The sequence below is a fragment of the Streptomyces sp. NPDC057623 genome (assembly GCF_042800355.1).
Taxonomy (GTDB): Bacteria; Actinomycetota; Actinomycetes; order Streptomycetales; family Streptomycetaceae; genus Streptomyces.
On sequence record NZ_JBHVGZ010000025.1, the window covers coordinates 1 to 21,211 of the forward strand.

Below are 21,211 nucleotides of genomic sequence, written 5' to 3' on the forward strand. Positions count from 1 at the left end.
CCGGGGGGGGGTCACCGCCGTCGGCGCGAACCCGGTCGGGGGTGGGGTGCAGGGTGCGGACCGGCTCCGGCAGGCCCGCATCCGGCCCGGCGACCCCGGCCTCGTCCCCTCCGTCGAGGCCGAGCGCCGCCAGCGTGGGCAGTCCTTCGGTGGTCGCAGGACGCGGCCCGCCTCGCGGGTGCCCTTTTCTGCGGAGTTTGTGCAGCGACGGTACGGAGACGAATCCCTCGGCGATGCCGGACGCGAGGCTGATCCGGGCGAGGGAGGCCGCCTCGCCGTAGCAGATGAAGCGCGGGAACCACTGTGGCTGGTACTTGGCGTTGGAGCGGTAGAGGGCCTCCAGTTGCCACCACTTGGAGAAGAACAGCAGCAGGCGCCGCCACAGCCGCAGCACGGGTCCGGCGCCGATGCGGGCGCCCTCCTCGAAGACCGAGCGGAACACGGCGAAGTTCAGCGAGATCCTGCGGATGCCCATCTTGGGCGCGGCCGCGCACAGGTCGGCGACCATGAACTCCATGACGCCGTTGGGGGCGCGCCCGCGGTCACGGCGCATCAGGTCCAGGGAGACGCCCTCCCTGCCCCAGGGCACGAAGGAGAGCAGGGCGAGCAGTTCGCCGTCCTCGCCGAGGGCCTCCACGAGGAGACAGTCGCCGTCGGCCGGGTCGCCGAGGCGGTCCAGGGCCATGGAGAAGCCGCGTTCGGTCTCGGTGTCGCGCCAGGCGTCGGCCTTGCCGAGCACCTCCTCCATCTCCGTCTCGGTGAGGGTGGAGTGGCGGCGGATACGGCAGTGGGCGCCGGTGCGGCGGACGCGGTGGACGGCCTGCCGGGTCACCCGCATGTCGCGGCCGTCGAGGTCGAAGTCCGAGACGTTCAGGATCGCCTCGTCACCGAGCTGGAGGGCGCCGAGTCCGGCGCGCGCGTAGGCCGTGGCCCCGTCCTCGGAGGCGCCCATCGCGGCGGGCACCCAGGCGTAGCGGCGGGCCAGGTCCTGCCAGACGGCGATGGCGTGCGGCCATGCCTCGCGGTCGCCGACCGGGTCCCCGCTGGCCAGGCACACGCCGGCCTCGACGCGGTAGGTGACGGCGGCCTTGCCGCTGGGTGAGAAGACGACGGCCTTGTCGCGCCGGGTGGCGAAGTAGCCGAGGGAGTCCTGGCCGCCGTACGCCTTGATCAGGGCGCGGATGCGGGCCTCCTCGTCGTCGTGCAGGGCGGCCTCCATGCGCTGTGAGCGGAACAGCGTCGCGGCGGCGTTCAGGAGGGCGAGCGCGCCGAAGAGGCCGAGCACGAAGTACAGGGGGCGGGGCGGGCGTCCGTCGTAGGAGGTGCCGGAAACGAGACCGCCGCAGACCCGGTCGGCGGCCCAGGCCAGCCGCTGGCTCTGCGGCAGGGTGCCGGGGAACAGCTCGACCAGTCCCCAGCCGATCAGGATCCCGACGGCGAGCCCGACGACGAGGACGCCGAGGGCCCGGCGTACGGCGGCGCGGCGGGAGGCGGCGTAGAACTCGCCCCTGGCGACGACCAGCAGGGCCAGGGCGAGGCCGCACACGATGAGGGAGGGCACGGAGTCGGCGTAGTCGCCGAACACCGTGCCGAGCACGTCGCTCAGGACCAGCAGTCCGAGGTAGATGACGACCAGCCACCAGGCGATCTTCTTGCGGGCGGCCGTCGCGGCGGCGAGCAGGAAGAGGAAGACGGCGTAGGCCAGGTTGGCGCTGACCGGGACGATGATCTGGTCGAGGGCGCGCACGACGGGGCGCAGCGCGGTACGCAGCGGCGGGATGAAGGCCAGCAGGACGCAGAGCAGTCCCAGGGCGCCGAAGAAGGTCGCGAAGCCCTCCGGCACCCTGCTCAGCAAGCTGTGCCGGGGCGACCGTATCGGGCCCTTGGCGCTCTTCTCCCGGGTGGCCTCCACGGTGGCACTCATGTTCCGACTCTAGGAAGACCGCGGCCTCCTCGCCCGTCGAGCGTCCTGCCCGACGGCGGGACCTGGGGCTTCCGATAGCCTCCCTGCCGTGACGGAACAGCACTCGCACCAGTTCGAGCGGGGCACGGACGGGCCCAAGGTCATCGTGGTCGGGGTGGACGGCTCCGACTCCTCGCTGCGCGCGGCGGCGTACGCCGGTGGTCTCGCGCGACGGCAGCACGCGCTGCTCGCCGTCGTGTACGTGCGGCCGGTGATGACGGCGGGCGCGGCCCTCGGCGCGCCGGTCGCGGAGACGACCGACGAGATCGCCGAGGACCTGATCGCCCAGATCAGGGACGCGACCGAGCGGCTCAAGGGGATATTCGAAGTCCGCTGGGAGTTCCACACCTTCCCGGGCGACCCCTACAACGGTCTGGTGAAGGCGGCGGACGACCTCAAGGCCGACGCGGTGGTGGTGGGCGCTTCGGAACAGGCCGGGCACCGGATCGTCGGTTCCGTCGCCGTGCGCTTGGTCAAGGCGGGGCGGTGGCCGGTGACGGTGGTGCCGTAGCCGGGTGACGGTGTGTCAGAGGGTGTGCAGGAAATCGGCCAGGATCCGGTTGAAGACCTCCGGCTTCTCCAGGTTCGGGTAGTGGCCGACGCCGCTGACGACCTCGGTGCGGCCGTCCTGGACGGTGGCGGCGAGCCGGTCGGCCGCTGCGAGCATGTCGGCGGGTTCCAGGCCGCCGTTGAGGGTGAGCAGCGGGACGGCGATCTCCGAGGCCCGGGCGAACGTGTCGGTCACGGGCACGAACCAGTCCTTCTCGCCGGGCGTGTGCTTGGCCAGCGTGCCGCCTGCCATCTCCCGCAGCAGGCCCAGGCTGCCCTGGTCGACGTCGTCGACGGACCGGTGCTCGCCGGGTAGCACCCGCACGAAGGCGTCGAGCCAGCCCGCGACGTCCCCCGCCGCCAGCCTGCGCGCCATCTCGGCCTGGAGCTCGCGGGTCCAGGGATCCGTGTACTGGAACTCTCCGGTCGCGGCACCGCAGGTCACGACCGCGCGGACGAGCTCCGGGTACTCCAGCACCGTGTTGGTGGCGATCAGCCCGCCCATCGACAGGCCGACCAGGACGACGGGCCCCGTGTCGAGGTGGCGCAGCAGCCCGGCCACGTCGTCGGCCCAGCGGAAGGGCATCGAGGCGTTGGCGGAGGCTCCGTGACCGCGTGTGTCCAGGGCGATCACGCGGTGGTCGGCGGCGAGGGCCGGGATCTGGGCGTGCCAGACGCGGTGGTCGACGTACCCGGAGTGGAGCAGGACCACGGGGTCCCCGGTTCCGGTGCCGGTGTCGAGGTAGGCGAGATCTCCGTCGGTGGACGTGAAGCGGCTCAGTTCCGAAGCAACTGTCATGACAACCAAGGTGTCATCTTCCGGCGACTTTGGCAACCGAGGTGTCATGATGGCCGGGTGAACGACATCGACGCACCGCTGCCGCCCGACGCACTCGGCCACCAGGTCAGCGAGGTGTTCGACCTGATCGGCGCGCTCTACCGGCGCGGACTGCGCAAGCTCGAACAGGGCGAGGAGGTCGAGGGGGTGTCCGTCGGCGTGCGCTCCGTTCTGGTCCTGCTGCACCGGTACGGGCCGATGACGGTGCCCCAGATGGCCCGGCTCATGACGCTGACCCGGCAGTTCGTGCAGCGCATGACCAACGACGCGGTGGCCAGGGGCTGGGCCGAGGCCATCCCCAACCCCGCACACCAGCGGTCCTCACTGATCCGGATCACAGCCGAGGGCGAGGCCGTCATCACCGCGATCCTCGCGCGCGAGCACGCCCTGAACCGGCAGGTCGGCGGCGATCTGACCGGGAGCGAACTCCAGGCGTGCGCGCGCGTACTGAAGGAGATGCTGAAGACCTTCGACCACGTCGACCCGGACTGACCTACTCCCCCATCGTGAGCCCGTCCTTCCCCGCCCCCCGGCTCAGCACGACGTCCCGGATCCGGTCCCGGACGCCCCGCACGTCGGCCCCCTTGGCGAGCGCCCGGTTGAGGTCGACCACCCGGCCGGCGTCGATGTCGAACAGCTGGGGCACGAACTCGGCCTTCGACACCTCCCACCGACCGCCCGCACGCTTTGGCGGGGAGAAGGTGAAGCGGCCGAGGGTGGACTGGTTGCCGCGCGGGTCCTGTACGCCCTGGTCGTTGTACATCGCACCGGCGATCTGGTCGCCCATGCCGTAGACCACCCAGGTTCCGTTGACCTTCTCGTACGCCTGCGGGACATGGGCGTGGGTGCCGAGGATCAGGTCGATGTCGGGGCGGCCGCCGGTGCGGGCGGCCGTGAGGCCGCGTGCCAGGGTCACCTGTTCGTCGTCCGGGGTGTCCTGCCATTCGGTGCCCCAGTGCAGCGAGACGACGACCACGTCGGCGCCCGCCTTCCGGGCGGCCCGGGCGTCCGCCCTGATCTTGTTCTCGTCGACCAGGTTGACCGCCCAGGGCTGCTCCGGCGGAAGCGGCGTGCCGTTGACGCCGGAGGTGTACGCGAGGTGCGCGATCCTGGCCGGGCCCGCGCGCAGCACGGTGACGGTCCGGGCCTCCTGGTCGGTGCGCGCCGTCCCCGCGTGCCGCACCTTCGCCTCGTCGAGGGCGTTCAGCGTGCGCAGGATGCCGGCGGCGCCGTCGTCCAGGCTGTGGTCGGAGGCGGTGGAGCAGCCGTCGTAGCCGGTGGCGGCGAGCCCCTCGGCCACCTCGGGCGGGGACTTGAAGAGGGGATAGCCGGAGTACTTCCCCTTCACGCCGTAGATCGTCTCCATATGACACAGCGCCAGATCGGCGCGGGAGACGACGGACTTGGCACCGGCGAGCATCGGACGGAAGTCGTATCCCGTGCCCCCGGAGTCGAAACGCGCGCGTTCGATGATCGAAGTGTGCGGTAGGACGTCGCCGGAGGCTACGAGCGTGAAGCCGCGCGGCGCCTTGCCGGACGGGCCCGCCTGCCCCGAGGCATCCCGGCTCTGGGCCTGACAGGCGGCGCCTGCCGCGAGAACGGCCGTCGCAGCGAGGGCCACAAGTCGACTACGTGCGATCATCGGCTCACCCCTTGTGGTCGTATATACGGATCAATAGGTACGAAGCCCTACCCGCCCGCAAACAATCCGGCCACTTTCGTTAGCCCGTCCGGCGCCCCCCGTAGGCGGAAGGAACCGTTCGTCGAACCGTTCGCCGACGCGATCGACCGTCCGCCGCAGATCCGTGTGCGTGCCCTGTCCCGGCGGCCGTCGCCTGCGATGCCATACGGCCATGACGGCCGGAACCACCCTCACCCACGGGACGACGACCGCCGAGCACGAGCTCGCCGCACTGCAGCGGGAGCACGGCCGGCCCCTCTTCGCGCTCCTGCTCCGCCTCTGCGACGGTGACCGGCAGCGAGCCGAGGACCTCGTCCAGGAGACGCTGGTGCGCGCCTGGCAGCATCCCGAGGCACTGCGCGCCGACGACTTCGACTCCGTACGGCCGTGGCTGATGACCGTCGGGCGGCGGCTCGCCATCGACGCGCGGCGGGCGCGGCAGGCGCGGCCGCCGGAGGTCGGGGACGCGATCCTGGAGAACGCGCGGGTGATCTCCGATCATGCCGAACGGGCCGCGGAGATGCTCGATGTGCGCGAGGCTGTGAAGACACTCACTCCCCAGCACCGTGAAGTCCTGGTGCTCGTGTACTTCCAAGGGGCGAGTGTTGCGGAGGCCGCGCAGGCCCTGGGGATCCCGCCCGGTACGGTGAAGTCCCGCGCGTACTACGCGCTGCGAGCCCTGCGCCGGGTGCTTCCGGGATACGCGGCCGACCTGCGGTGAAACCAATGGCTGAGTCAAACCTCCGTAAAGCGCCTTGCTGAACACCCCGGTTGAGTAATCGGCTGTCCTCATCCGTGTTCCGGATTGGGCCAGGGCCCAAGGCCCCGGGGTAGGGCGACGCACTCACCGGAGGAAGGCAGGAAGGGATGCTGCACAGAGGTCAAGAGAGCACGGACGGCACCGGCGGCGGTGAACTCACCGTCCCCATGGCTTGGTTGTACGCCGAGTACATCGCCGACGAGCTGCTGCGGACCGGCGATCTCATGCCGCCGACGTCCTTCGAGTTCCGCGCCGGGCGCGACGCCCTGGCGCTGACCATCTTCCTGTCCGACACCGACGGCGAGCTCTCCGGCATCCGGGTCGTCACCCAGCTGGAGACCTGGCTGTCACTGACGGCCTACGACCAGCCGTGGCAGGAGTGGGTGCGTGAACGCATGGCGGGTCTCGCGGCCGAGGCGGTCGAGTCCGGCGGGCCCGCACCCGACCTGGAGCTGGCCGAGGCGGCCTGGCGCTGGCTCCAGGAGACCGAGCTGCTCGCCCCCGATCTGAACGCGGTGCCGGGCGGCGGCGCGCTGGTCGGGGAGGACGAGGGACCGAAGGTGTGGACGCCGGCGTGGCAGCTCGGTCTGCCGCTCGGGCACCTCGCCATCCATCTTTTTTAAGTTCTTCTCCCCTCGGACCAATCCTCGGCCCGGGCGGCTCCGAATCCCTCGGTTGCGATTCTGTACGTGGCTTGAGTGATTCGACTGCCTGGTGCGTACCTGTGGGCGCAAGGAGTAACACACCCCACACCCAACGGCACGAGGATTCGGCATGAGGTCCCTGGAGAGGCATCGCGACGTCGCCGCGTACGCGCTCGGCGTGCTGAACGAGGCGGAGGCGTTCCGCTTCGAGGACCACCTCATGGAGTGCCCCCGCTGCGCGGCACACGTGACCGAGTTCGGGCCCATCACCCGCCAGTTGATGCTGTACCGGCGGGCCACGCCCCGGTTCGTGCACCCCATGACCAAGCCGGGCCCGCAGCTGCTGAACCGGCTGCTCGACACGGTGGCGGCCCGCCATCGCGCCCGGCGCCGGCGCACCCTGTACGCCGTGGCCGCCTCGGTGGTGATCGCCCTCGCCGGGCCCGGGGTCGCCATGATGGCGAGCGGGAACGACCAGGCCGCGCAGGTCGTCCAGGCGACCGACGCCCGCTCGGGCGTGTGGGCCCAGGTCACCACCGAGAACGAGGCCTACGGCAGCCAGGTGCGGCTGAAGGTGAAGGACGGATCGGGCCGGCGCCCCTGTCATCTGATCGCCGTCGGCCGGGACGGCTCGGAGGAGACCGTGACCAGCTGGCACGCCGCCGACCACGGCTCCCGCGAGAACACCATGACGGGTGCCTCGGCGATGCACGCGGACGAGATCGTCCGCTACGAGGTCAGAACGGCGGGCGGGGAGCACCTGGTGACGCTCCAGCCCCGGTGAGCCGTGCAGTCACCGCCCGCTACTTCAGCAGCCGCGACAGTCTCCGGTCCGCCAGCGGCTTCCCGCCCGTCTGGCAGGTCGGGCAGTACTGGAGCGAGGAGTCGCTGAAGGAGACCTCGCGGACGGTGTCACCGCAGACCGGGCAGGGCTCGCCGGTACGGCCGTGGACGCGCAGCCCGCTCTTCTTCTCGGCCTTCAGGCGTCCGGCCGCCACCCCGCGCGAGCGCTCGACCGCCTCGGTGAGGGTCGTCCGCAGGGCCGCGTACAGCCGGGCCGTCTCCTCGGGTGTCAGGGTGGCCGCCAGCTTGAACGGGGACATCTTCGCCGCGTGCAGGATCTCGTCGCTGTAGGCGTTGCCCACCCCGGCGATGAGGCTCTGGTCGCGCAGGGCGCCCTTGATCTGGCGGCGCTCGTCCTTGAGCAGGGCCGCGAAACGCGCCTCGTCGAAGTCGTCGGCGAGCGGGTCGGGGCCCAGCCGGGTCACTCCGGGGACCTGCTGCGGGTCCTGGACGACGTACACCGCGAGGCGCTTCTGGGTGCCCGCCTCCGTCAGGTCGAAGCCCGCGCCGGTCTCCAGGGCGACGCGCAGCGCGAGCGGTCCCTTGCCGGGGCGGGGCATGCCGCTGGGGAGTTCGTCCTTCCAGTGGAGCCAGCCCGCGCGGGCCAGGTGGGTCACCAGTCGGGGGCCGTCGGCCGTCTCCAGGTCGAGGAACTTGCCGTAGCGGTGCACCGCGGTGACCTCGTGGCCCTCCAGGGCACTGACCGGCGGGTCGTACGTCTTGAGGACGCTGATGGCGACGGGCAGCACGCGGACGATCTCGTGGCCGACCAGGTTCTCGGTCAGGAAGTCCTTGAGCGCTTCGACCTCGGGGAGTTCCGGCATACGTCCAGAGTGCCACCCGGCACCGACAGCCTCAGCTCCGCTCCGGCACCACGAACTCGCACCACACCGCCTTGCCCCCGCCCCGGGCCTCCACGCCCCACACGTCCGTGAGCAGGTCGACGAGGAGCAAGCCGCGGCCGGAGACGCCCGACTCCCCCGCCTCCCGGCGGCGCGGCAGGGCGCTGGAGGAGTCCTCGACCTCGACGCGCAGCCGGCGTTCGGAGCCCGCCAGGACCCGCAGGGTCACCACGGCGGAGCCCTCGGTGTGCATCAGGGCGTTGGTGATCAGCTCGTCGGCGACCAGCTCGATCTCGTCGGCCCGGTCGCCGGCGCTCCAGGCGCGCACGGCGGCGCGGATCATGTGCCGGGCCCCGGTGAGGGCCTCCGGGTCGCCGGGGGCGACATGCTGCTGGAGGCGGCCGCCGGCCTGCGGGGCGTCCAGGACGCGGCGGCGCAGCAGGAGCAGTGCCACGTCGTCGTCACCGCCGCGCTCCTCGGCGACGTCGATGAGGCGGTCCGCGAGGTCCCGTACGTCGCGCGGGCCGGTGGCGATGAGCGCGGTGAGGGTCTGCATGCCGTCGTCCAGGTCGGCGCCGGGCTGTTCGACCAGGCCGTCGGTGCACAGCAGCAGGGTGTGGTCGGAATCCAGCTCGATGGTGCCGACCGGGTATTCGAGCCGCCCGAACTCCGCGGACAGACCGAGCGGCAGCCCGCCCTCGACCGGGACGCGACGGCAGACGCCGCCGGGCTCGCGGAGCAGCGGGTCGATGTGGCCGGCCCGGACCACCTGGACGACGCCGGTGGACAGGTCGGCCTCCGCGTACAGGCAGGTCGCGAAGCGGTCGGTGTCCAGCTCATGCAGGAACACGGAGGCGCGGGCCATCACCGTGGCCGGGGTGTGCCCCTCGGCGGCGTAGGCGCGCAGGACGATACGCAGCTGGCCCATGACGGCGGCCGCGTGCGTGTCGTGGCCCTGCACGTCGCCGATGACGGCACCCACCCGGCCGCCCGGCAGCGGGATCAGGTCGTACCAGTCGCCGCCGATGTCCCGGCCGAGGGAGCCGGAGCGGTAGCGGACGGCGACGTCGGCGCCGGGCACGCTCGGGATGGTGCGCGGCAGCATGGCCTGCTGGAGTCCGGTGGCGAGGTCCTTCTCCTGCTCGTAGAACATGGCCCGCTGAAGGCTCTGCGCGATGCTGCTGCCGAGGGCGACCAGCACGTTGCGGTCCTCGGCGGAGAAGCCGCCGCGGTCGCTGTAGAGCAGGCCGATGGCGCCGATCGGCCGGGCCTGGGCGATCAGTGGCAGGTAGGCGGCGGCCGTGATGTGCAGGTCGGTGATGTGCGGCCAGAGGATGGGATAGCTGTCCGCGAACTCCTCCGGCGACTCGATGAAGCGCGGGCTGAGGGTCCGTACGACCTCGCTCATCGGGTACGGCTCGTCGATCCGGGTGACGAGGGTCCCCGGCACGAAGCTGCCCGCCGGGCCCTCGGCGACCAGCCGGATACGGCCGGCCTCGACCAGGCCCATGACGAGGCTGGTGGCACCGAGGTTGCTCAGGCCGTGGGTGTCCTTGAGGACGTCGATCACGTCCTGGACGGTACGGGCGTGGGCGAGGGCGGCCGTGGTGAGCTGGACGACGCTGGTCTGCTGGCGCCGTGCCTCGTCCTCGGCCGCCTGCTCACGCCGCTCCTCGCTCTCGGCGAGTTCCTCGGTGGCGTCCCGGACGATGCCGATGATGCGGCGCGGGCGGCCCGTCTCGTCCCGGCGGATGTAGCCCTGGGTGTGGGTCCAGCGCAGGGTGCCGTCGCGGCAGCGGATACGGAAGTAGACGCCGTAGTTCTCGCTGCCGTCCTTCATGGCCTTGGAGACCAGGCCGTCCAGCCGGTAGGCCTCGGGCGGCGGGACCCGGACCGCGAGCGTCGCGGGGTTGCCGTCGTACTCGTCTGGGCGCAGGTCGAAGACCTCGTGGGCCTGGGCGTCCATGTGGAACACACCGGAGTCCAGGTCCCAGTCGAAGCTGCCCATGCGGTTGAGCGCCAGGATCGGATCCGGGTGGGCGGGCCAGTCGTCCGGGAGTGCCAGGGCGCTCGCTCCCCGATCAACCATGGGGCCACCTTGCCAGGGTTTGCCGGATTCCTCGACCGGGGTGACAGAACTGTCTTCGCTCGGTTCCATGACCACTGCACGGCTTCGGTCAGCCGTCGAAGACGTCGGTGGGGCTGCCGAAGACGCTCTCGGAGGTGCCGGGGTCGTCGGGGAACAGACCGCCGCCGTCGGGCACGTCGGGGCTGTCCGGGACGGCCTCGGGGCCGGTCTCCTCCGGGGTCTCCCGGGAGTCCGGGGAGGTCGAGGAGTCCGGGGAGGTGCCCGGTTCCGTTCGGGAGTCGGAGGGGTTGGGCTCATCGGGCGGCTTCGGGGCCTTGGGGGACTTCGACGGCTCGGGGGACGCGGGCGACGCGGGTGTGCGGCCGGGGTCGGCCTTCGGCGGTGGCGCCGTGCTGGTGGCCGAGGGGCAGCCGGCGGGGGCGGTGTCAGCCGGTTCCGCCACGCCCGCCGGGGTCTTGCGCGGCGCGTCCTCGGTGGCGCCGGGGGTGGGGGTGGCCGCCGGGGTCACGCAGTCGGCCGGCCAACCGGGCGGGGAGGTGGGTTCGCCGGGCGGGGTGCCGGAGGCGCTGTCGTGGGGGTGCGGGACCGGGGTCGGGGTCACCGGCTTCGGGGGCCGTACGACATGGTCGCGGTCGTGGCCGCGATGACCGGTCGGCCGCTCGATCCAGGTGTTGTCGGTGACGTCGATGATCGTGATGCCGGTGATCACCTGGGTCGTCGGGGCCACCACGATCACCTGGCTCGGCCGGTACCCGGACCAGGCGTGGCCGCTGGTGCCGGGTCTGCCGCGCGGGTCGACGGGCGGGGCGAGCGGATTGCCGCAGGCGCAGCGCACGCGTGGCACCCCGCGGCTGTCGACGAGGACGGCGGTGCCCGCCTGGAGGACGGACTGGTAGCCGGTTCCCATGCCGTCGCGGTACCCGTGGTTGGTGACCCGGGTGTCGGCGCGCAGCACGACCGAGGTCAGTCCGCGCAGATAGCCGGGGATCGACCCCTGGGAGACGCCCGCGGCCTGGGCGAAGACACGGCCTCTGTCCCGGTCGGCGGTGAGTGCGTCGATCTGCCGCTGGACATCGCAACTGGCGGCGCCCCGGGTGCCGCCGTACAGGCCGGGTGTCTCGCCGGACAGGGACGGGAGCCCGGCCCGGCCCGAGTGCGCCGGCCTCGGCGTTCGGGTGACCGGCGAGGGGGTACCGGTCGAGGTCGCCGTGGAGTCGGTGAAGGGGTCCGGCCCCTGGTCCGCGACGGGCTGCAGACGGACGTCGCCGCCCGCTCGCGTCTCCTCGTCGTCGCCGCCACCGCATCCGGCGACGACGAGTGCCGCCGAGAGCGCGCAGGCCGTGACGAGGGTTCGGGTGGGTGTCCGCACCGCGTCCTCCCGCCGATTCTCGGGCATTTCGCCCCCATTGTCTGCTTCACTCGCTCGGGTTACGCAAGTGGAGAGGTGGTATACGGAGAGTCACGCGGATCGGGTGGTGCGCGACAATGAGGAGAGGAGGGGACGGGCCGTGGAGTGGTTCATCGCACCGGACTACTGGACGAGCCGGCTGGTCTTCCAGCGGGCTCTGGCCGGCGTGTATCTCGTCGCGTTCCTGACGGCGGCCCTCCAGTTCCGGGCGCTGATGGGTGAGCGCGGCATGCTGCCCGTACCGCGCTTCGTCGAGCGGGTGCCCTTCAAGGCGGCCCCTAGCCTGTTCCAACTCCATTACTCGGACCGCTTCTTCGCCGTCTGCGCCTGGTCGGGCTGCGCGGTGTCGGCGGCGCTGCTGGCCGGGCTGGACAACGCCGTGCCGCTCTGGGGCGCCATGCTGCTGTGGCTGGTCCCGTGGGCGCTGTACCTGTCGATCGTGAACGTCGGCCAGACCTGGTACTCGTTCGGCTGGGAGTCCCTGCTGCTGGAGGTCGGCTTCCTCGCCGTCTTCCTGGGCAACGACGAGGTGGCGCCGCCGGTCGTGGTGCTGTTCCTGCTGCGCTGGATCCTGTTCCGCGTCGAGTTCGGCGCGGGACTGATCAAGATGCGCGGGGACGCCTGCTGGCGCAAGCTCACCTGTCTGGACCACCATCACGAGACCCAGCCGATGCCTGGCCCGCTGAGCTGGTTCTTCCACCATCTGCCGAAGCCGCTGCACCGGGTCGAGGTGGCCGCCAACCACGTCACCCAGCTCGTCGTGCCCGTCCTCCTCTTCACCCCGCAGCCGGTCGCGACGGCAGCCGCCGCCCTGATGGTCCTCACCCAGCTGTGGCTGGTCCTGTCGGGCAACTTCTCCTGGCTGAACTGGATCACCATCGTGCTGGCCCTGTCGGCCATCAGGTTCCCGGATCATCGGACGTCCGTGCCGGCCACACCGCTGTGGTACGAGGTCGTGGTCCTCGCGGTCGCCGTGCTGCTGGTCGGCCTGAGCTACCACCCGGTCGCCAACATGATCTCCCGCCGCCAGGTCATGAACCGCTCCTTCGACCCGCTCCACCTGGTCAACACCTACGGCGCGTTCGGCAGCGTCAGCCGGATCCGGTACGAGGTGGTCGTCGAGGGCACGGCCGACGACGTGCCGCGGGAGGAATCGGACTGGCGGGAGTACGAGTTCAAGGGCAAGCCGGGCGATCCCCGGCGCTGGCCGCGGCAGTTCGCGCCGTACCATCTGCGGCTGGACTGGCTGATGTGGTTCGCCGCGCTGTCCCCCGCGTACGCCGGTTCGTGGTTCGGCGCGCTGGTGGAACGGCTCCTGGAGAACGACCGCGACACCCTGAAGCTGCTGCGCCGCTCGCCGTTCCCGCCCGACGCGCCCCCGCGCCATGTCCGCGCCCGCCTCTTCCGGTACCGCTACACGACCTGGCGCGAGCTGCGGGAGACCGGCGCGTGCTGGGAGCGGACCTATGTGCGGGAGTATCTGCCGCCGACCCGGCTGGCCGGGGTGGCTCAGAGGTCGTAGACGCGGGTGGCGGTCGTCCCGAAGATCTGCCGGCGGTCGAACTCGCCGGTCAGTTCCCGTGCCGTGTCGAGGACCTGGCCGTACGACGCCGCCAGCGTGCACACCGGCCAGTCGGAGCCGAACATCAGCCGGTCCGGGCCGAAGGCGTCCAGGACGACGTCGGCGTACGGGCGCAGGTCGTCGACCGTCCAGGAGGCGGGGTCGGCCTCGGTGACCATGCCGGAGAGCTTGCAGACCGTGTTGGAGAGGGCGGCCAGGGAACGGACCGCCCTCTCCCAGGGTTCCCGCTCGCCCGAGGCGATGGGCGGTTTGCCCAGGTGGTCCAGGACGAAGGTGAGGCCGGCGTGGTCCGCGGCGGCCTTGACGCAGGCCGGCAGCTGGTGCGGCAGCACGACCAGGTCGTAGACCAGTCCGGCGTCGGCCAGGGCGGCGAGGCCGCGCCGTACGTCCGCACGCAGCAGCCACTCCGGGTCGGGTTCGCCCTGCACCTGGTGGCGGATGCCCTTCAGGTACCGGCCGCCGGGCAGCTCCCGCAGCCGGGCCAGTTCCTCGGCGACGTCCGGGCGGGTGAGGTCCGTCCAGCCGACGACGCCCGCGATGAGCTCGTGCTCGGCGGCCAGGGCCAGGAACTCCGGGGTCTCCTCGGCAACGGTGACGGTCTGGACGAGGACGGTACGGTCGATTCCGGCGGCCCGCGCCTCGGGGGCGAGGTCGGCGATGGTGAAGTCCCTTCGCAGCGGCCGCAGTTCGGGTCCGGTGATCCAGTCCTGGTCCCGCACCGAGAGGTCCCAGACGTGGTGGTGGGCGTCGACGACCGTCACGGCAGCTCCCACACGACGGGCAGGCCGGCGTCCGCGCCCCCGTCGGAGTAGTCGTGCACCACGTCCAGCAGTTCGGCCATGCGGGCCTGCCAGACCACGTTGACCGGCAGTTTCTCCAGCTCGGCGAGGAGACGCCCGTAGTCCTCGCACTCCAGGACGTGGAAGAGGTCGGTGCCGCTGCGCCAGATGGTCCAAGAGGTCGCCCCGGCGGCCCGGATGGCGTCCGTGAGTTCCTTCGGCACCTCGCGGTGGGCGGCCTCGTACTCGGTGACGCGGTCCGCGCGGACCTTGGTGTGCAGGGCGACTCTCATCGCGTCTCCTTGTCGGACAGCAGGCCGGACTCCAGCAGTTCCTGCCAGAACGCCATCGGCACCTGCGTCGCGAACTGCTCGGCGCAGTCCCGGACCTCGTCGGCCGACCGGGCGCCCACGAGGACGCTCGCGACGGCCGGGTGCGCGGCACAGAAGGCGAGGGCGGCGGCCCGCAGGGTGATGCCGTGGCGTTCGGCGAGGGACTTCATGCGCAGTGCGCGGTCCAGCAACTTCCGTGGCGCCCGCGCGTAGTTGTATGTCGCGTCCGGCCTCGGATCCGCCAGGAGACCGGAGTTGAAGGCTCCGCCGACGACGACGGAGGTGTGGCACTCGACCGCCACGGGCAGCAGGTCGTCGAGCGCGCTCTGGTCCAGCAGCGTGTAGCGGCCGGCGCACAGCACCACGTCGACGTCGGTGTCGGTGACGAAGCGGGTGAGCATCTCGGCCTGGTTCATCCCGACGCCGATGGCGCCCACCACCCCCTCGGAGCGCAGCTTCTCCAGGGCCGGATAACCCTCGCGGAAGGCCTGTTCGGCGTGGTCGTCGGGGTCGTGGAGGTAGACGACGTCGACGCGGTCGAGGCCGAGCCGTTCCAGACTGGCGTCCAGGGTGCGTCGGACGCCGTCCGCGCTGAAGTCCCAGACGCGGCGCCGGTCGGCGGGGACGGCGAAACCGTTGGCCAGGTCGTCGCCCGTCGGCTCCGCCAGGGGCTCCAGTCGGCGGCCGACCTTCGTGGAGATGGTGTACTCGCCGCGCGGGTGCTCCCGCAGAGCGGCGCCGAGGCGGCGTTCGGACAGGCCGAGGCCGTAGTGCGGGGCCGTGTCGAAGTAGCGGATGCCCGCCTCCCAGGCGGCCGACACGGCCCGGTGCGCCTGTTCCTCGCCGACCTCGGTGTAGAGGTTGCCGATGGCGGCCCCGCCGAAGGACAGCGGGCTGACCTCGACGTCGGTGCGACCGAGCCGGTTCACCGGGCCGCCGGCCTCAGGCGCAGCCCCTGCATGCCGCCGTCGACGGCGAGGGCGGTGCCGGTCGTGGCCCCCGAGAGCGGGCTCGCCAGGTAGGCGACGGCGCCCGCGACCTCGGTGGCCGAGACGAGGCGGCCGGTGGGCTGGCGGGCCTCCAGGGCGGCGCGTTCGGCGGCCGGGTCGGCGGCTGAGTCGAGCAGGCGGCCGACCCAGGGGGTGTCCACCGTGCCGGGGTTGACGCAGTTGACGCGGATGCCCTCACGGACGTGGTCGGCGGCCATGGCGAGGGTGAGGGAGAGGACGGCGCCCTTGGTGGCGCTGTAGAGCGCCCGCTGCGGCAGCCCCGCCGTGGCCGCGATGGAGCAGGTGTTGACGATCGCCGCGTGCTGGGAGGCGCGCAGGTACGGGAGGGCGGCGCGGGACACCCGCACCATGCCGACGACGTTGACGTCCATCACCCGGTGCCACTCGGCGTCGTCGTTGTCCTCGACGGTGCCCTGGGCGCCGATGCCGGCGTTGTTGACCACGACGTCCAGTCCGCCGAGGTCGGCCACGGCGGCGGCCACGGCCGCGCGCACGGAGGCGTCGTCGGTCACGTCGGCGCGGAAGGCGAGCAACGGCTTCTCGACGGACGACGGGTCCAGGTCGAGTACGGCGACCCGGGCGCCGCGCGCGGCGAGGAGTTCGGCCGTGGCCCGGCCGATGCCGGAGGCGCCTCCGGTCACCAGCGCCTTGAGACCGTCGAAGTCGCTCATGCCGCGTGCCCCTTCTGCTGCGTCTGGAGGTCGGCGGCCCAGAAGGCGCCGTCCGGGAACGTGTACCGCGCGATCGACTCGGGTCGCATGGCGGCCGAGAAGCCCGGCGCGGTGGGTGCCGTGTAGTGACCTTCCCTGATCACCACCGGGTCGAGGAAGTGGTCGTGCAGATGGTCGACGTACTCGATGACACGGTCCTCGGTGGTGCCGGTGACGGCCACGTAGTCGTACATCGACAGGTGCTGGACGAGTTCGCACAGTCCGACGCCGCCCGCGTGCGGGCACACCGGGACACCGAACTTGGCGGCGAGCAGCAGGATGGCGAGGTTCTCGTTGACGCCGCCGACGCGGGCCGCGTCGATCTGGAGGACGTCGAGGGCGCCGGCCTGGAGGAGCTGCTTGAACACGACCCGGTTCTGCACGTGCTCGCCCGTGGCCACCTTCACGGGTGCGACCGCCTCGCGGATCGCCGCGTGGCCGAGGATGTCGTCGGGGCTGGTGGGCTCCTCGATCCAGTACGGGTCGAACTCCGCGAGGGCCTTGGTCCAGCGGATCGCCTCGTCGACGTCCCAGCGCTGGTTGGCGTCGATGGCCACGCGGATGTCCGGCCCGACGACGGAACGGGCGACGCGGCAGCGCCGTACGTCGTCCTCCAGGTCGGCGCCGACCTTCAGCTTGATCTGCCGGAAGCCGTCGGAGACGGCCTCGGCGGCGAGCCGGGTGAGCTTGTCGTCGTCGTAGCCGAGCCAGCCGGCGGAGGTGGTGTAGGCGGGGTAGCCGCGTTCCAGCAGCCGGGCGGTGCGCTCCGCCGAGCCCTCCCGGCCGCGGCGCAGGATCGTCAGCGCCTCCTCGGGGGTGAGGGCGTCGGTGAGGTACCGGAAGTCGATCTGACGGACGATCCACTCGGGGTCGGCGTCGGCGAGCAGGCGCCACAGCGGCTTGCCGGCGCGCCGCGCGGCCAGGTCCCACACGGCGTTCATGACGGCGCCGATCGCCATGTGCATCACGCCCTTCTCGGGGCCGAGCCAGCGCAGCTGGCTGTCGCCGATCAGGTCGCGGTTCAGGGTCCCCGGGTCGCCGCACAGCTCGTCGACGGAGCGGCCGACGACATGTCCGCGCAGCGCCTCGATCGCGGCGACCTGGACCTCGTTGCCCCGCCCGATGGTGAAGGTGAACCCGTGCCCCTCCAGCCCGTCCGGCGCGTCGGTGCGCAGCACGACGTACGCGGCCGAGTAGTCCGGGTCCGGGTTCATCGCGTCGGAGCCGTCGAGCTCGCGCGAGGTGGGGAAGCGGATGTCGTAGGTTTCGAGCGCGGAGACGCGACGAGAGGGGCCGGGGGTCGGGGACACGGAGGGCCTTTCGGTAGGTGACGTCGGTGCGGCGGCGGCGCGGGGTCAGTCCTGCGCCCGGCCCGTCGTCACGCGGGCGATCATGAGGGCGACCAGGATGATTCCGCCGTAGATGGCCTGGATCCAGAAGGACGGCACCTGGGCGAGTGTCAGCAGGTTCTGGACGACGCCGAGCAGGAGTACGCCGGTCAGGGCGCCGAACATGGTGCCCTTGCCGCCGTCCAGGCTGATGCCGCCGATCACCGCGGCCGCGAACACGGTGAAGATCATGTTGTTGCCCTGGTTGGCGCTGATCGCCCCGACGTAGCCGGTCTGGATGATCCCGCCGACGGCCGCGAGGGCACCGGCGACGACGAACACGCCGAGCATCACGCGCTCGACCCGGATGCCGGCCGCGCGGGCCGCGTCCGCGTTGCCGCCGATGGCGTACAGGGCGCGTCCTACGCGGTGGTACTTCAGCACGAAACCGGTGATCGCGAAGGCCGCCGCCGCGAGCCACACCGACATCGGGATGCCGAGGAAGGTCGTGGTGGCGAGGGAGTAGAAGCTCTCGGGCATCCCGAACAGCGTCTTGCCCTTGGTCGCGCCGACCAGCAGTCCGCGCAGGACGATCAGCATCGCGAGCGTCACGATGAACGCGTTGAGCTTGAACTTCACGACCAGGATGCCGTTGAAGGCCCCGACGGCCCCGCCCACCGCGACGATCGCCGCCATGGCCAGGACGGCCGGGAGTTCGGTGCCCCAGCCGGAGCTGGCGGCGGGCAGGACGAGGAGCGCTCCCACGGCGGGCGCGATACCGACGACCGACTCCAGGGACAGGTCGAACTTGCCGGTGATCAGGACCAGCGACTCGGCCAGCACGACCATCGCGAGTGCGGCGGAGGCACCGAGGATGGAGATCAGGTTGCGCTCGGTGAGGAAGGAGTCGTTGACCACGGCGCCGAGCACCAGCAGGAGCAACAGAGCGGGGACCAGGGCGAGTTCACGGGCTCGGCGGAGCAGGACCGTCCTGGCGGCACGGGCGTCCGGCACCTTCACGGGGAGGGCCGGTGGGGCCTTGGTGTCAGCCATGGTTGTCCACTCCTTCGATGGAGGCGATCAGCTCGTGGTCGTGCCAGCCCGCCGGGTGCTCGGCGACGACACGGCCGTGGAACAGGACGAGGACGCGGTCGCAGCGGCGCAGGTCGTCGAGTTCGTCGGATACGACGAGTACGGAGGTGCCGTCCTCGCGGGCGCTGTCCATGCGGGCGAGCAGGGACTCCTTGGACTTCACGTCGACGCCCGCGGTGGGGTTGATCAGCACGAGCAGGCGGGGGTCGGAGGCGAGGGCGCGGGCCATGACGACCTTCTGCGCGTTGCCGCCGGACAGGTCGGAGACGGGCTGGTCGGGGCCCTCGGCGTGGATGTCGAGGCGCTCGATGAGGGCGCCCGCGAAGCCGCGCCTGCGGTCGGTGCCGACGAATCCGAAGCGGCCGAGCCGGTCGAGGACGCTCATGGTGGCGTTGTCGCCGATGGTCATGCCCGCGACCAGGCCCTGGTCGTGCCGGTCCCGGGGCACACAGGCGACGCCGGCCTCGAGTGCGGCCCGCACATCGCCGAACGGCAGCCGCTCGCCGTCCAGTCGAGCGCTCCCGCCCGTCGGGGTGTGCAGTCCCGCGAAGGACTCGGCGAGTTCGACCTTGCCGCTGCCGCTGATCCCGGCGAGTCCGACGACCTCGCCGCGGCGGACGGTGAGGTCGATGTCCTGATACGCCGGTGAGGTGAGCCCGCGGGCTTCGAGCAGGACGGGGGCGTCGTGGTCGACGTCCCTCGGATCCACGGCCTGTTCGGCGAGGGCTTCCAGGGACTCCCCCGCCATGGCCTCCACCAGGGCCCGGCGCGGGAGTTCGGCGACCGGGGCGGTGGTGATCCAGCGGGCGTCGCGCAGGACCGTGACGGTCTGGCAGACCTCGTACACCTCTTGGAGGTGGTGGGAGATGAACAGGAAGGTGACGCCGGAGTCCTGGAGCGCCCGCATGCGTGTGAACAGCCGCTCGATCTCGCGGTTGTCGAGCTGGGCGGTGGGCTCGTCGAGGATGATGAAGCGGGCGCCGAAGCTCAACGCCCTCGCGATCTCCACCATTTGGCGGTCTTCGACCTTGAGGTCGGCGGTGCGCGCCTCGGGGTCGACGTGCACGTCCCAGGTGGCGAGGAGTTCGGCGGCCGCCGAGCGCAGCCTGCGCCAGCTGATGAAGCCGCGGTTGAGCGGCTGCCGGTTGATGCTGTGTTCATCCGGGGGACAACCCCCGGACCCCCGGCCGGCCTTGCGATTCACCCGCGTTGACCTGGCAGCGTGGATTTCGGCGATGAAGAGGTTCTCTGCGACCGTCATTTCTGGGACGAGGGTGGGCTTCTGGTAGACGCAGGCCACCTTGCGGCGCCAGGCGTCGCGATCGGCGAGCGGGGGCGCGGGCTCGCCGTCGAAGCGGACCTCGCCCTCGTCGGCGGCCTGGAGTCCGGTGAGGAGTTGGACCAGGGTCGACTTGCCGGCGCCGTTGCGGCCGACGAGGGCGTGCGACTCGCCGGGCAGCACGGTGAGCCGGCCGTCGGCGAGGGCGGTGGTGGGGCCGTACCGCTTGACGATGTCCCGCGCTTCGGCGAGGGGTGTGATCACAGCCGTACTCATTTGACCGTGTTGCCCCAGAGCTTGGGGTCGTCGACGTTGTCCTTGGTCACCAGCGGGGCGGGCAGCTGGTCCTCCAGGATGCCGCTGGGCAGCTTGACGATGGTCGAGTCGTGGTCGGTGGGACCGGGCTCGAACTTCTTCCCCTCCATCGCCGCCTTGATGTAGTACATGCCGTACTGGGCGTAGAGGTCGGCGGGCTGGGAGACGGTCGCGTCGATCTCGCCCTTGCGGATGGCGTCGAACTCCTGCGGGATGCCGTCGTTGGAGACGATCGTGATGTGCCCGGACTCCCCGGCCTTCTTCAGCATCCCCTTGGACTTCAGGGTCTGCAGGGTCGGGGCCAGGTAGACGCCGCCGGCCTGCATGTAGATGCCCTTGATGTCGGGGTTGGCGTTCAGGAGGGTGTCCAGCTTGGAGGCCGCGGTGTCGGACTCCCACTTGGCCGGTATCTCCAGGACCTTCAGCTTGGGGAAGTTCTTCTTCACGCAGGCGCGGAACGCCTCCGAGCGGTCCCGGCCGTTGACGGAGGCCAGGTCGCCCATGATCTGTACGACCTTGCCGGAGGGGATCTGCTCGCCGAGGTACTGGCAGGCCTTCTCGCCGTAGGCCACGTTGTCGGCCCGCACGACCATGGCGACCTTGCCCTTGTCGGGCGCCACGTCGACGGCGACGACCGGCACGCCCTTGCGCTCCGCCTGGTCGAGACCGGCCTCGATGGCGGCGCTGTCCAGCGGGGCGACGACGAGGCCCTTCACGCCCTGGTTGAGCTGGTTGTTGATGTCGGTGATCTGCTGGGAGGGGTCGCTGTTGGAGTTGACCGTCTTGAGCGTGTCGACGTCCTCGGACTCGGCCATCTTCGGCACGTAGTCGTTGTACGACTGCCAGAACGGCGAGGTCAGCAGGGGCAGGATCACCCCGACCTTGCCGCTGCCGCCGCCTTCGGCGCTCGCGGCGCCGGTGTCCTTGGTGCTGCCGCAGGCGGCGAGCAGGAGCGAGGCGCCGACGACCGCGGCCACTGCTGCCCCCCTCCGTGACCTGTTCTGCTTCCGCGCTGTAGTGCCGTGCATCTGGCGGCTCCTCGTTGAGCGTGTTCGAGCACATGGTTCGAGCAGATGCCCGCATATTTATCAGACCACTTCCGGGGAAGAACACCCTCCAGCGGCAGATTTTCCGGCATCGCGACCGTATTGGTCGGACCACCTCGCT

20 protein-coding genes are annotated in these 21,211 nt (G+C 71.4%); 6 read left to right on the forward strand and 14 right to left on the reverse strand.

Going from position 1 to position 21,211, the window contains the following annotated elements; all coding sequences use genetic code 11:
- The coding region (lysX, locus tag ACFU95_RS24640; RefSeq protein ID WP_383831379.1) for a bifunctional lysylphosphatidylglycerol synthetase/lysine--tRNA ligase LysX at window positions 1-1,924 on the reverse strand (1,924 nt) is incomplete at its 3' end.
- An 88-nt stretch (window positions 1,925-2,012) separates the two neighbouring features.
- Between lysX and ACFU95_RS24645 the strand changes: the two genes are divergently transcribed.
- Window positions 2,013-2,474, forward strand: coding sequence for a universal stress protein (locus tag ACFU95_RS24645; protein ID WP_383831381.1), 462 nt, complete (start codon window positions 2,013-2,015; stop codon window positions 2,472-2,474).
- Window positions 2,475-2,489: 15 nt separating this feature from the next.
- On the opposite strand, the gene ACFU95_RS24650 is transcribed toward ACFU95_RS24645, so the two are convergent.
- Window positions 2,490-3,311, reverse strand: coding sequence for an alpha/beta fold hydrolase (locus tag ACFU95_RS24650; RefSeq protein ID WP_383831383.1), 822 nt, complete (start codon window positions 3,309-3,311; stop codon window positions 2,490-2,492).
- A gap of 57 nt (window positions 3,312-3,368) precedes the next feature.
- Between ACFU95_RS24650 and ACFU95_RS24655 the strand changes: the two genes are divergently transcribed.
- A complete protein-coding gene (locus tag ACFU95_RS24655; RefSeq protein ID WP_383831385.1) occupies window positions 3,369-3,842 on the forward strand; it encodes a MarR family winged helix-turn-helix transcriptional regulator in 474 nt (157 codons plus the stop codon).
- Window position 3,843: 1 nt separating this feature from the next.
- Here ACFU95_RS24655 and ACFU95_RS24660 read toward each other — a convergent pair whose 3' ends face one another.
- A complete protein-coding gene (locus ACFU95_RS24660) occupies window positions 3,844-4,992 on the reverse strand; it encodes a CapA family protein (protein ID WP_383831387.1) in 1,149 nt (382 codons plus the stop codon).
- Between the two features lie 211 nt (window positions 4,993-5,203).
- Between ACFU95_RS24660 and ACFU95_RS24665 the strand changes: the two genes are divergently transcribed.
- From ACFU95_RS24665 to ACFU95_RS24675, 3 genes are all read left to right on the forward strand, one after another.
- Window positions 5,204-5,752, forward strand: coding sequence for a sigma-70 family RNA polymerase sigma factor (locus tag ACFU95_RS24665; RefSeq protein WP_383831389.1), 549 nt, complete (start codon window positions 5,204-5,206; stop codon window positions 5,750-5,752).
- A gap of 146 nt (window positions 5,753-5,898) precedes the next feature.
- A complete protein-coding gene (locus ACFU95_RS24670) occupies window positions 5,899-6,414 on the forward strand; it encodes a hypothetical protein (RefSeq protein ID WP_048580100.1) in 516 nt (171 codons plus the stop codon).
- A gap of 151 nt (window positions 6,415-6,565) precedes the next feature.
- Window positions 6,566-7,219: a zf-HC2 domain-containing protein gene (locus ACFU95_RS24675; protein WP_383831391.1), complete on the forward strand. Its 654-nt coding sequence runs from the start codon at window positions 6,566-6,568 to the stop codon at window positions 7,217-7,219.
- A 19-nt stretch (window positions 7,220-7,238) separates the two neighbouring features.
- Here the strand turns inward: ACFU95_RS24675 and ACFU95_RS24680 are convergent, their stop codons facing one another.
- The 3 genes from ACFU95_RS24680 to ACFU95_RS24690 form a co-directional block, all read right to left on the reverse strand.
- Window positions 7,239-8,102 carry an Fpg/Nei family DNA glycosylase gene (locus ACFU95_RS24680; protein ID WP_383831393.1) on the reverse strand — a complete coding sequence of 288 codons (864 nt, stop codon included), beginning with the start codon at window positions 8,100-8,102 and terminating at the stop codon, window positions 7,239-7,241.
- A 31-nt stretch (window positions 8,103-8,133) separates the two neighbouring features.
- Window positions 8,134-10,209 carry a SpoIIE family protein phosphatase gene (locus ACFU95_RS24685; RefSeq protein WP_383831395.1) on the reverse strand — a complete coding sequence of 692 codons (2,076 nt, stop codon included), beginning with the start codon at window positions 10,207-10,209 and terminating at the stop codon, window positions 8,134-8,136.
- A gap of 88 nt (window positions 10,210-10,297) precedes the next feature.
- The gene (locus ACFU95_RS24690) at window positions 10,298-11,605 is read right to left on the reverse strand and encodes a DUF6777 domain-containing protein (RefSeq protein WP_383831397.1); all 1,308 of its coding nucleotides are present in this window, start codon (window positions 11,603-11,605) and stop codon (window positions 10,298-10,300) included.
- Between the two features lie 112 nt (window positions 11,606-11,717).
- Between ACFU95_RS24690 and ACFU95_RS24695 the strand changes: the two genes are divergently transcribed.
- Window positions 11,718-13,139 (forward strand): lipase maturation factor family protein, encoded by a 1,422-nt coding sequence (locus ACFU95_RS24695; protein WP_383831399.1) that lies wholly within the window; start codon window positions 11,718-11,720, stop codon window positions 13,137-13,139.
- On the opposite strand, the gene ACFU95_RS24700 is transcribed toward ACFU95_RS24695, so the two are convergent.
- The 8 genes from ACFU95_RS24700 to ACFU95_RS24735 are packed head-to-tail and all read right to left on the reverse strand — an operon-like array spanning window position 13,127 to window position 21,072.
- Window positions 13,127-13,960, reverse strand: a complete 834-nt coding sequence (locus tag ACFU95_RS24700) for an amidohydrolase family protein (RefSeq protein ID WP_383831400.1) — start codon at window positions 13,958-13,960, stop codon at window positions 13,127-13,129. The genes ACFU95_RS24695 and ACFU95_RS24700 overlap by 13 nt on opposite strands.
- The gene (locus ACFU95_RS24705) at window positions 13,957-14,271 is read right to left on the reverse strand and encodes an L-rhamnose mutarotase (protein ID WP_383831402.1); all 315 of its coding nucleotides are present in this window, start codon (window positions 14,269-14,271) and stop codon (window positions 13,957-13,959) included. The genes ACFU95_RS24700 and ACFU95_RS24705 overlap by 4 nt, the downstream gene beginning before the upstream one ends.
- On the reverse strand, window positions 14,268-15,239 hold the full coding sequence (locus tag ACFU95_RS24710) for an aldo/keto reductase (protein WP_383831404.1): 972 nt from the start codon (window positions 15,237-15,239) through the stop codon (window positions 14,268-14,270). The genes ACFU95_RS24705 and ACFU95_RS24710 overlap by 4 nt, the downstream gene beginning before the upstream one ends.
- Window positions 15,236-15,991, reverse strand: a complete 756-nt coding sequence (locus ACFU95_RS24715; RefSeq protein ID WP_383831406.1) for an SDR family NAD(P)-dependent oxidoreductase — start codon at window positions 15,989-15,991, stop codon at window positions 15,236-15,238. The genes ACFU95_RS24710 and ACFU95_RS24715 overlap by 4 nt, the downstream gene beginning before the upstream one ends.
- On the reverse strand, window positions 15,988-17,340 hold the full coding sequence (locus ACFU95_RS24720) for an L-fuconate dehydratase (RefSeq protein WP_383831408.1): 1,353 nt from the start codon (window positions 17,338-17,340) through the stop codon (window positions 15,988-15,990). The genes ACFU95_RS24715 and ACFU95_RS24720 overlap by 4 nt, the downstream gene beginning before the upstream one ends.
- Before the next feature lie 45 nt (window positions 17,341-17,385).
- Window positions 17,386-18,411, reverse strand: coding sequence for an ABC transporter permease (locus tag ACFU95_RS24725; protein ID WP_383831410.1), 1,026 nt, complete (start codon window positions 18,409-18,411; stop codon window positions 17,386-17,388).
- Complete coding sequence (locus ACFU95_RS24730; protein WP_383831412.1) at window positions 18,404-20,005, reverse strand: sugar ABC transporter ATP-binding protein; 1,602 nt, start codon at window positions 20,003-20,005, stop codon at window positions 18,404-18,406. Before ACFU95_RS24730 ends, ACFU95_RS24725 begins: the two co-directional genes overlap by 8 nt.
- Window positions 20,002-21,072, reverse strand: coding sequence for a sugar ABC transporter substrate-binding protein (locus tag ACFU95_RS24735; protein WP_383831414.1), 1,071 nt, complete (start codon window positions 21,070-21,072; stop codon window positions 20,002-20,004). Before ACFU95_RS24735 ends, ACFU95_RS24730 begins: the two co-directional genes overlap by 4 nt.
- Between the last annotated feature and the right edge of the window lie 139 nt (window positions 21,073-21,211).

Coding starts and splice junctions, on each gene's coding strand:
- ACFU95_RS24650 (WP_383831383.1), bottom strand. CDS start 3,311: ATGACAGTTGCTTCGGAACTGAGCCGCTTCACGTCCACCGACGGAGAT.
- ACFU95_RS24660 (WP_383831387.1), bottom strand. CDS start 4,992: ATGATCGCACGTAGTCGACTTGTGGCCCTCGCTGCGACGGCCGTTCTC.
- ACFU95_RS24665 (WP_383831389.1), top strand. CDS start 5,204: ATGACGGCCGGAACCACCCTCACCCACGGGACGACGACCGCCGAGCAC.
- ACFU95_RS24670 (WP_048580100.1), top strand. CDS start 5,899: ATGCTGCACAGAGGTCAAGAGAGCACGGACGGCACCGGCGGCGGTGAA.
- ACFU95_RS24675 (WP_383831391.1), top strand. CDS start 6,566: ATGAGGTCCCTGGAGAGGCATCGCGACGTCGCCGCGTACGCGCTCGGC.
- ACFU95_RS24680 (WP_383831393.1), bottom strand. CDS start 8,102: ATGCCGGAACTCCCCGAGGTCGAAGCGCTCAAGGACTTCCTGACCGAG.
- ACFU95_RS24685 (WP_383831395.1), bottom strand. CDS start 10,209: ATGGTTGATCGGGGAGCGAGCGCCCTGGCACTCCCGGACGACTGGCCC.
- ACFU95_RS24690 (WP_383831397.1), bottom strand. CDS start 11,605: ATGCCCGAGAATCGGCGGGAGGACGCGGTGCGGACACCCACCCGAACC.
- ACFU95_RS24705 (WP_383831402.1), bottom strand. CDS start 14,271: ATGAGAGTCGCCCTGCACACCAAGGTCCGCGCGGACCGCGTCACCGAG.
- ACFU95_RS24715 (WP_383831406.1), bottom strand. CDS start 15,991: ATGAGCGACTTCGACGGTCTCAAGGCGCTGGTGACCGGAGGCGCCTCC.
- ACFU95_RS24725 (WP_383831410.1), bottom strand. CDS start 18,411: ATGGCTGACACCAAGGCCCCACCGGCCCTCCCCGTGAAGGTGCCGGAC.
- ACFU95_RS24730 (WP_383831412.1), bottom strand. CDS start 20,005: ATGAGTACGGCTGTGATCACACCCCTCGCCGAAGCGCGGGACATCGTC.
- ACFU95_RS24735 (WP_383831414.1), bottom strand. CDS start 21,072: ATGCACGGCACTACAGCGCGGAAGCAGAACAGGTCACGGAGGGGGGCA.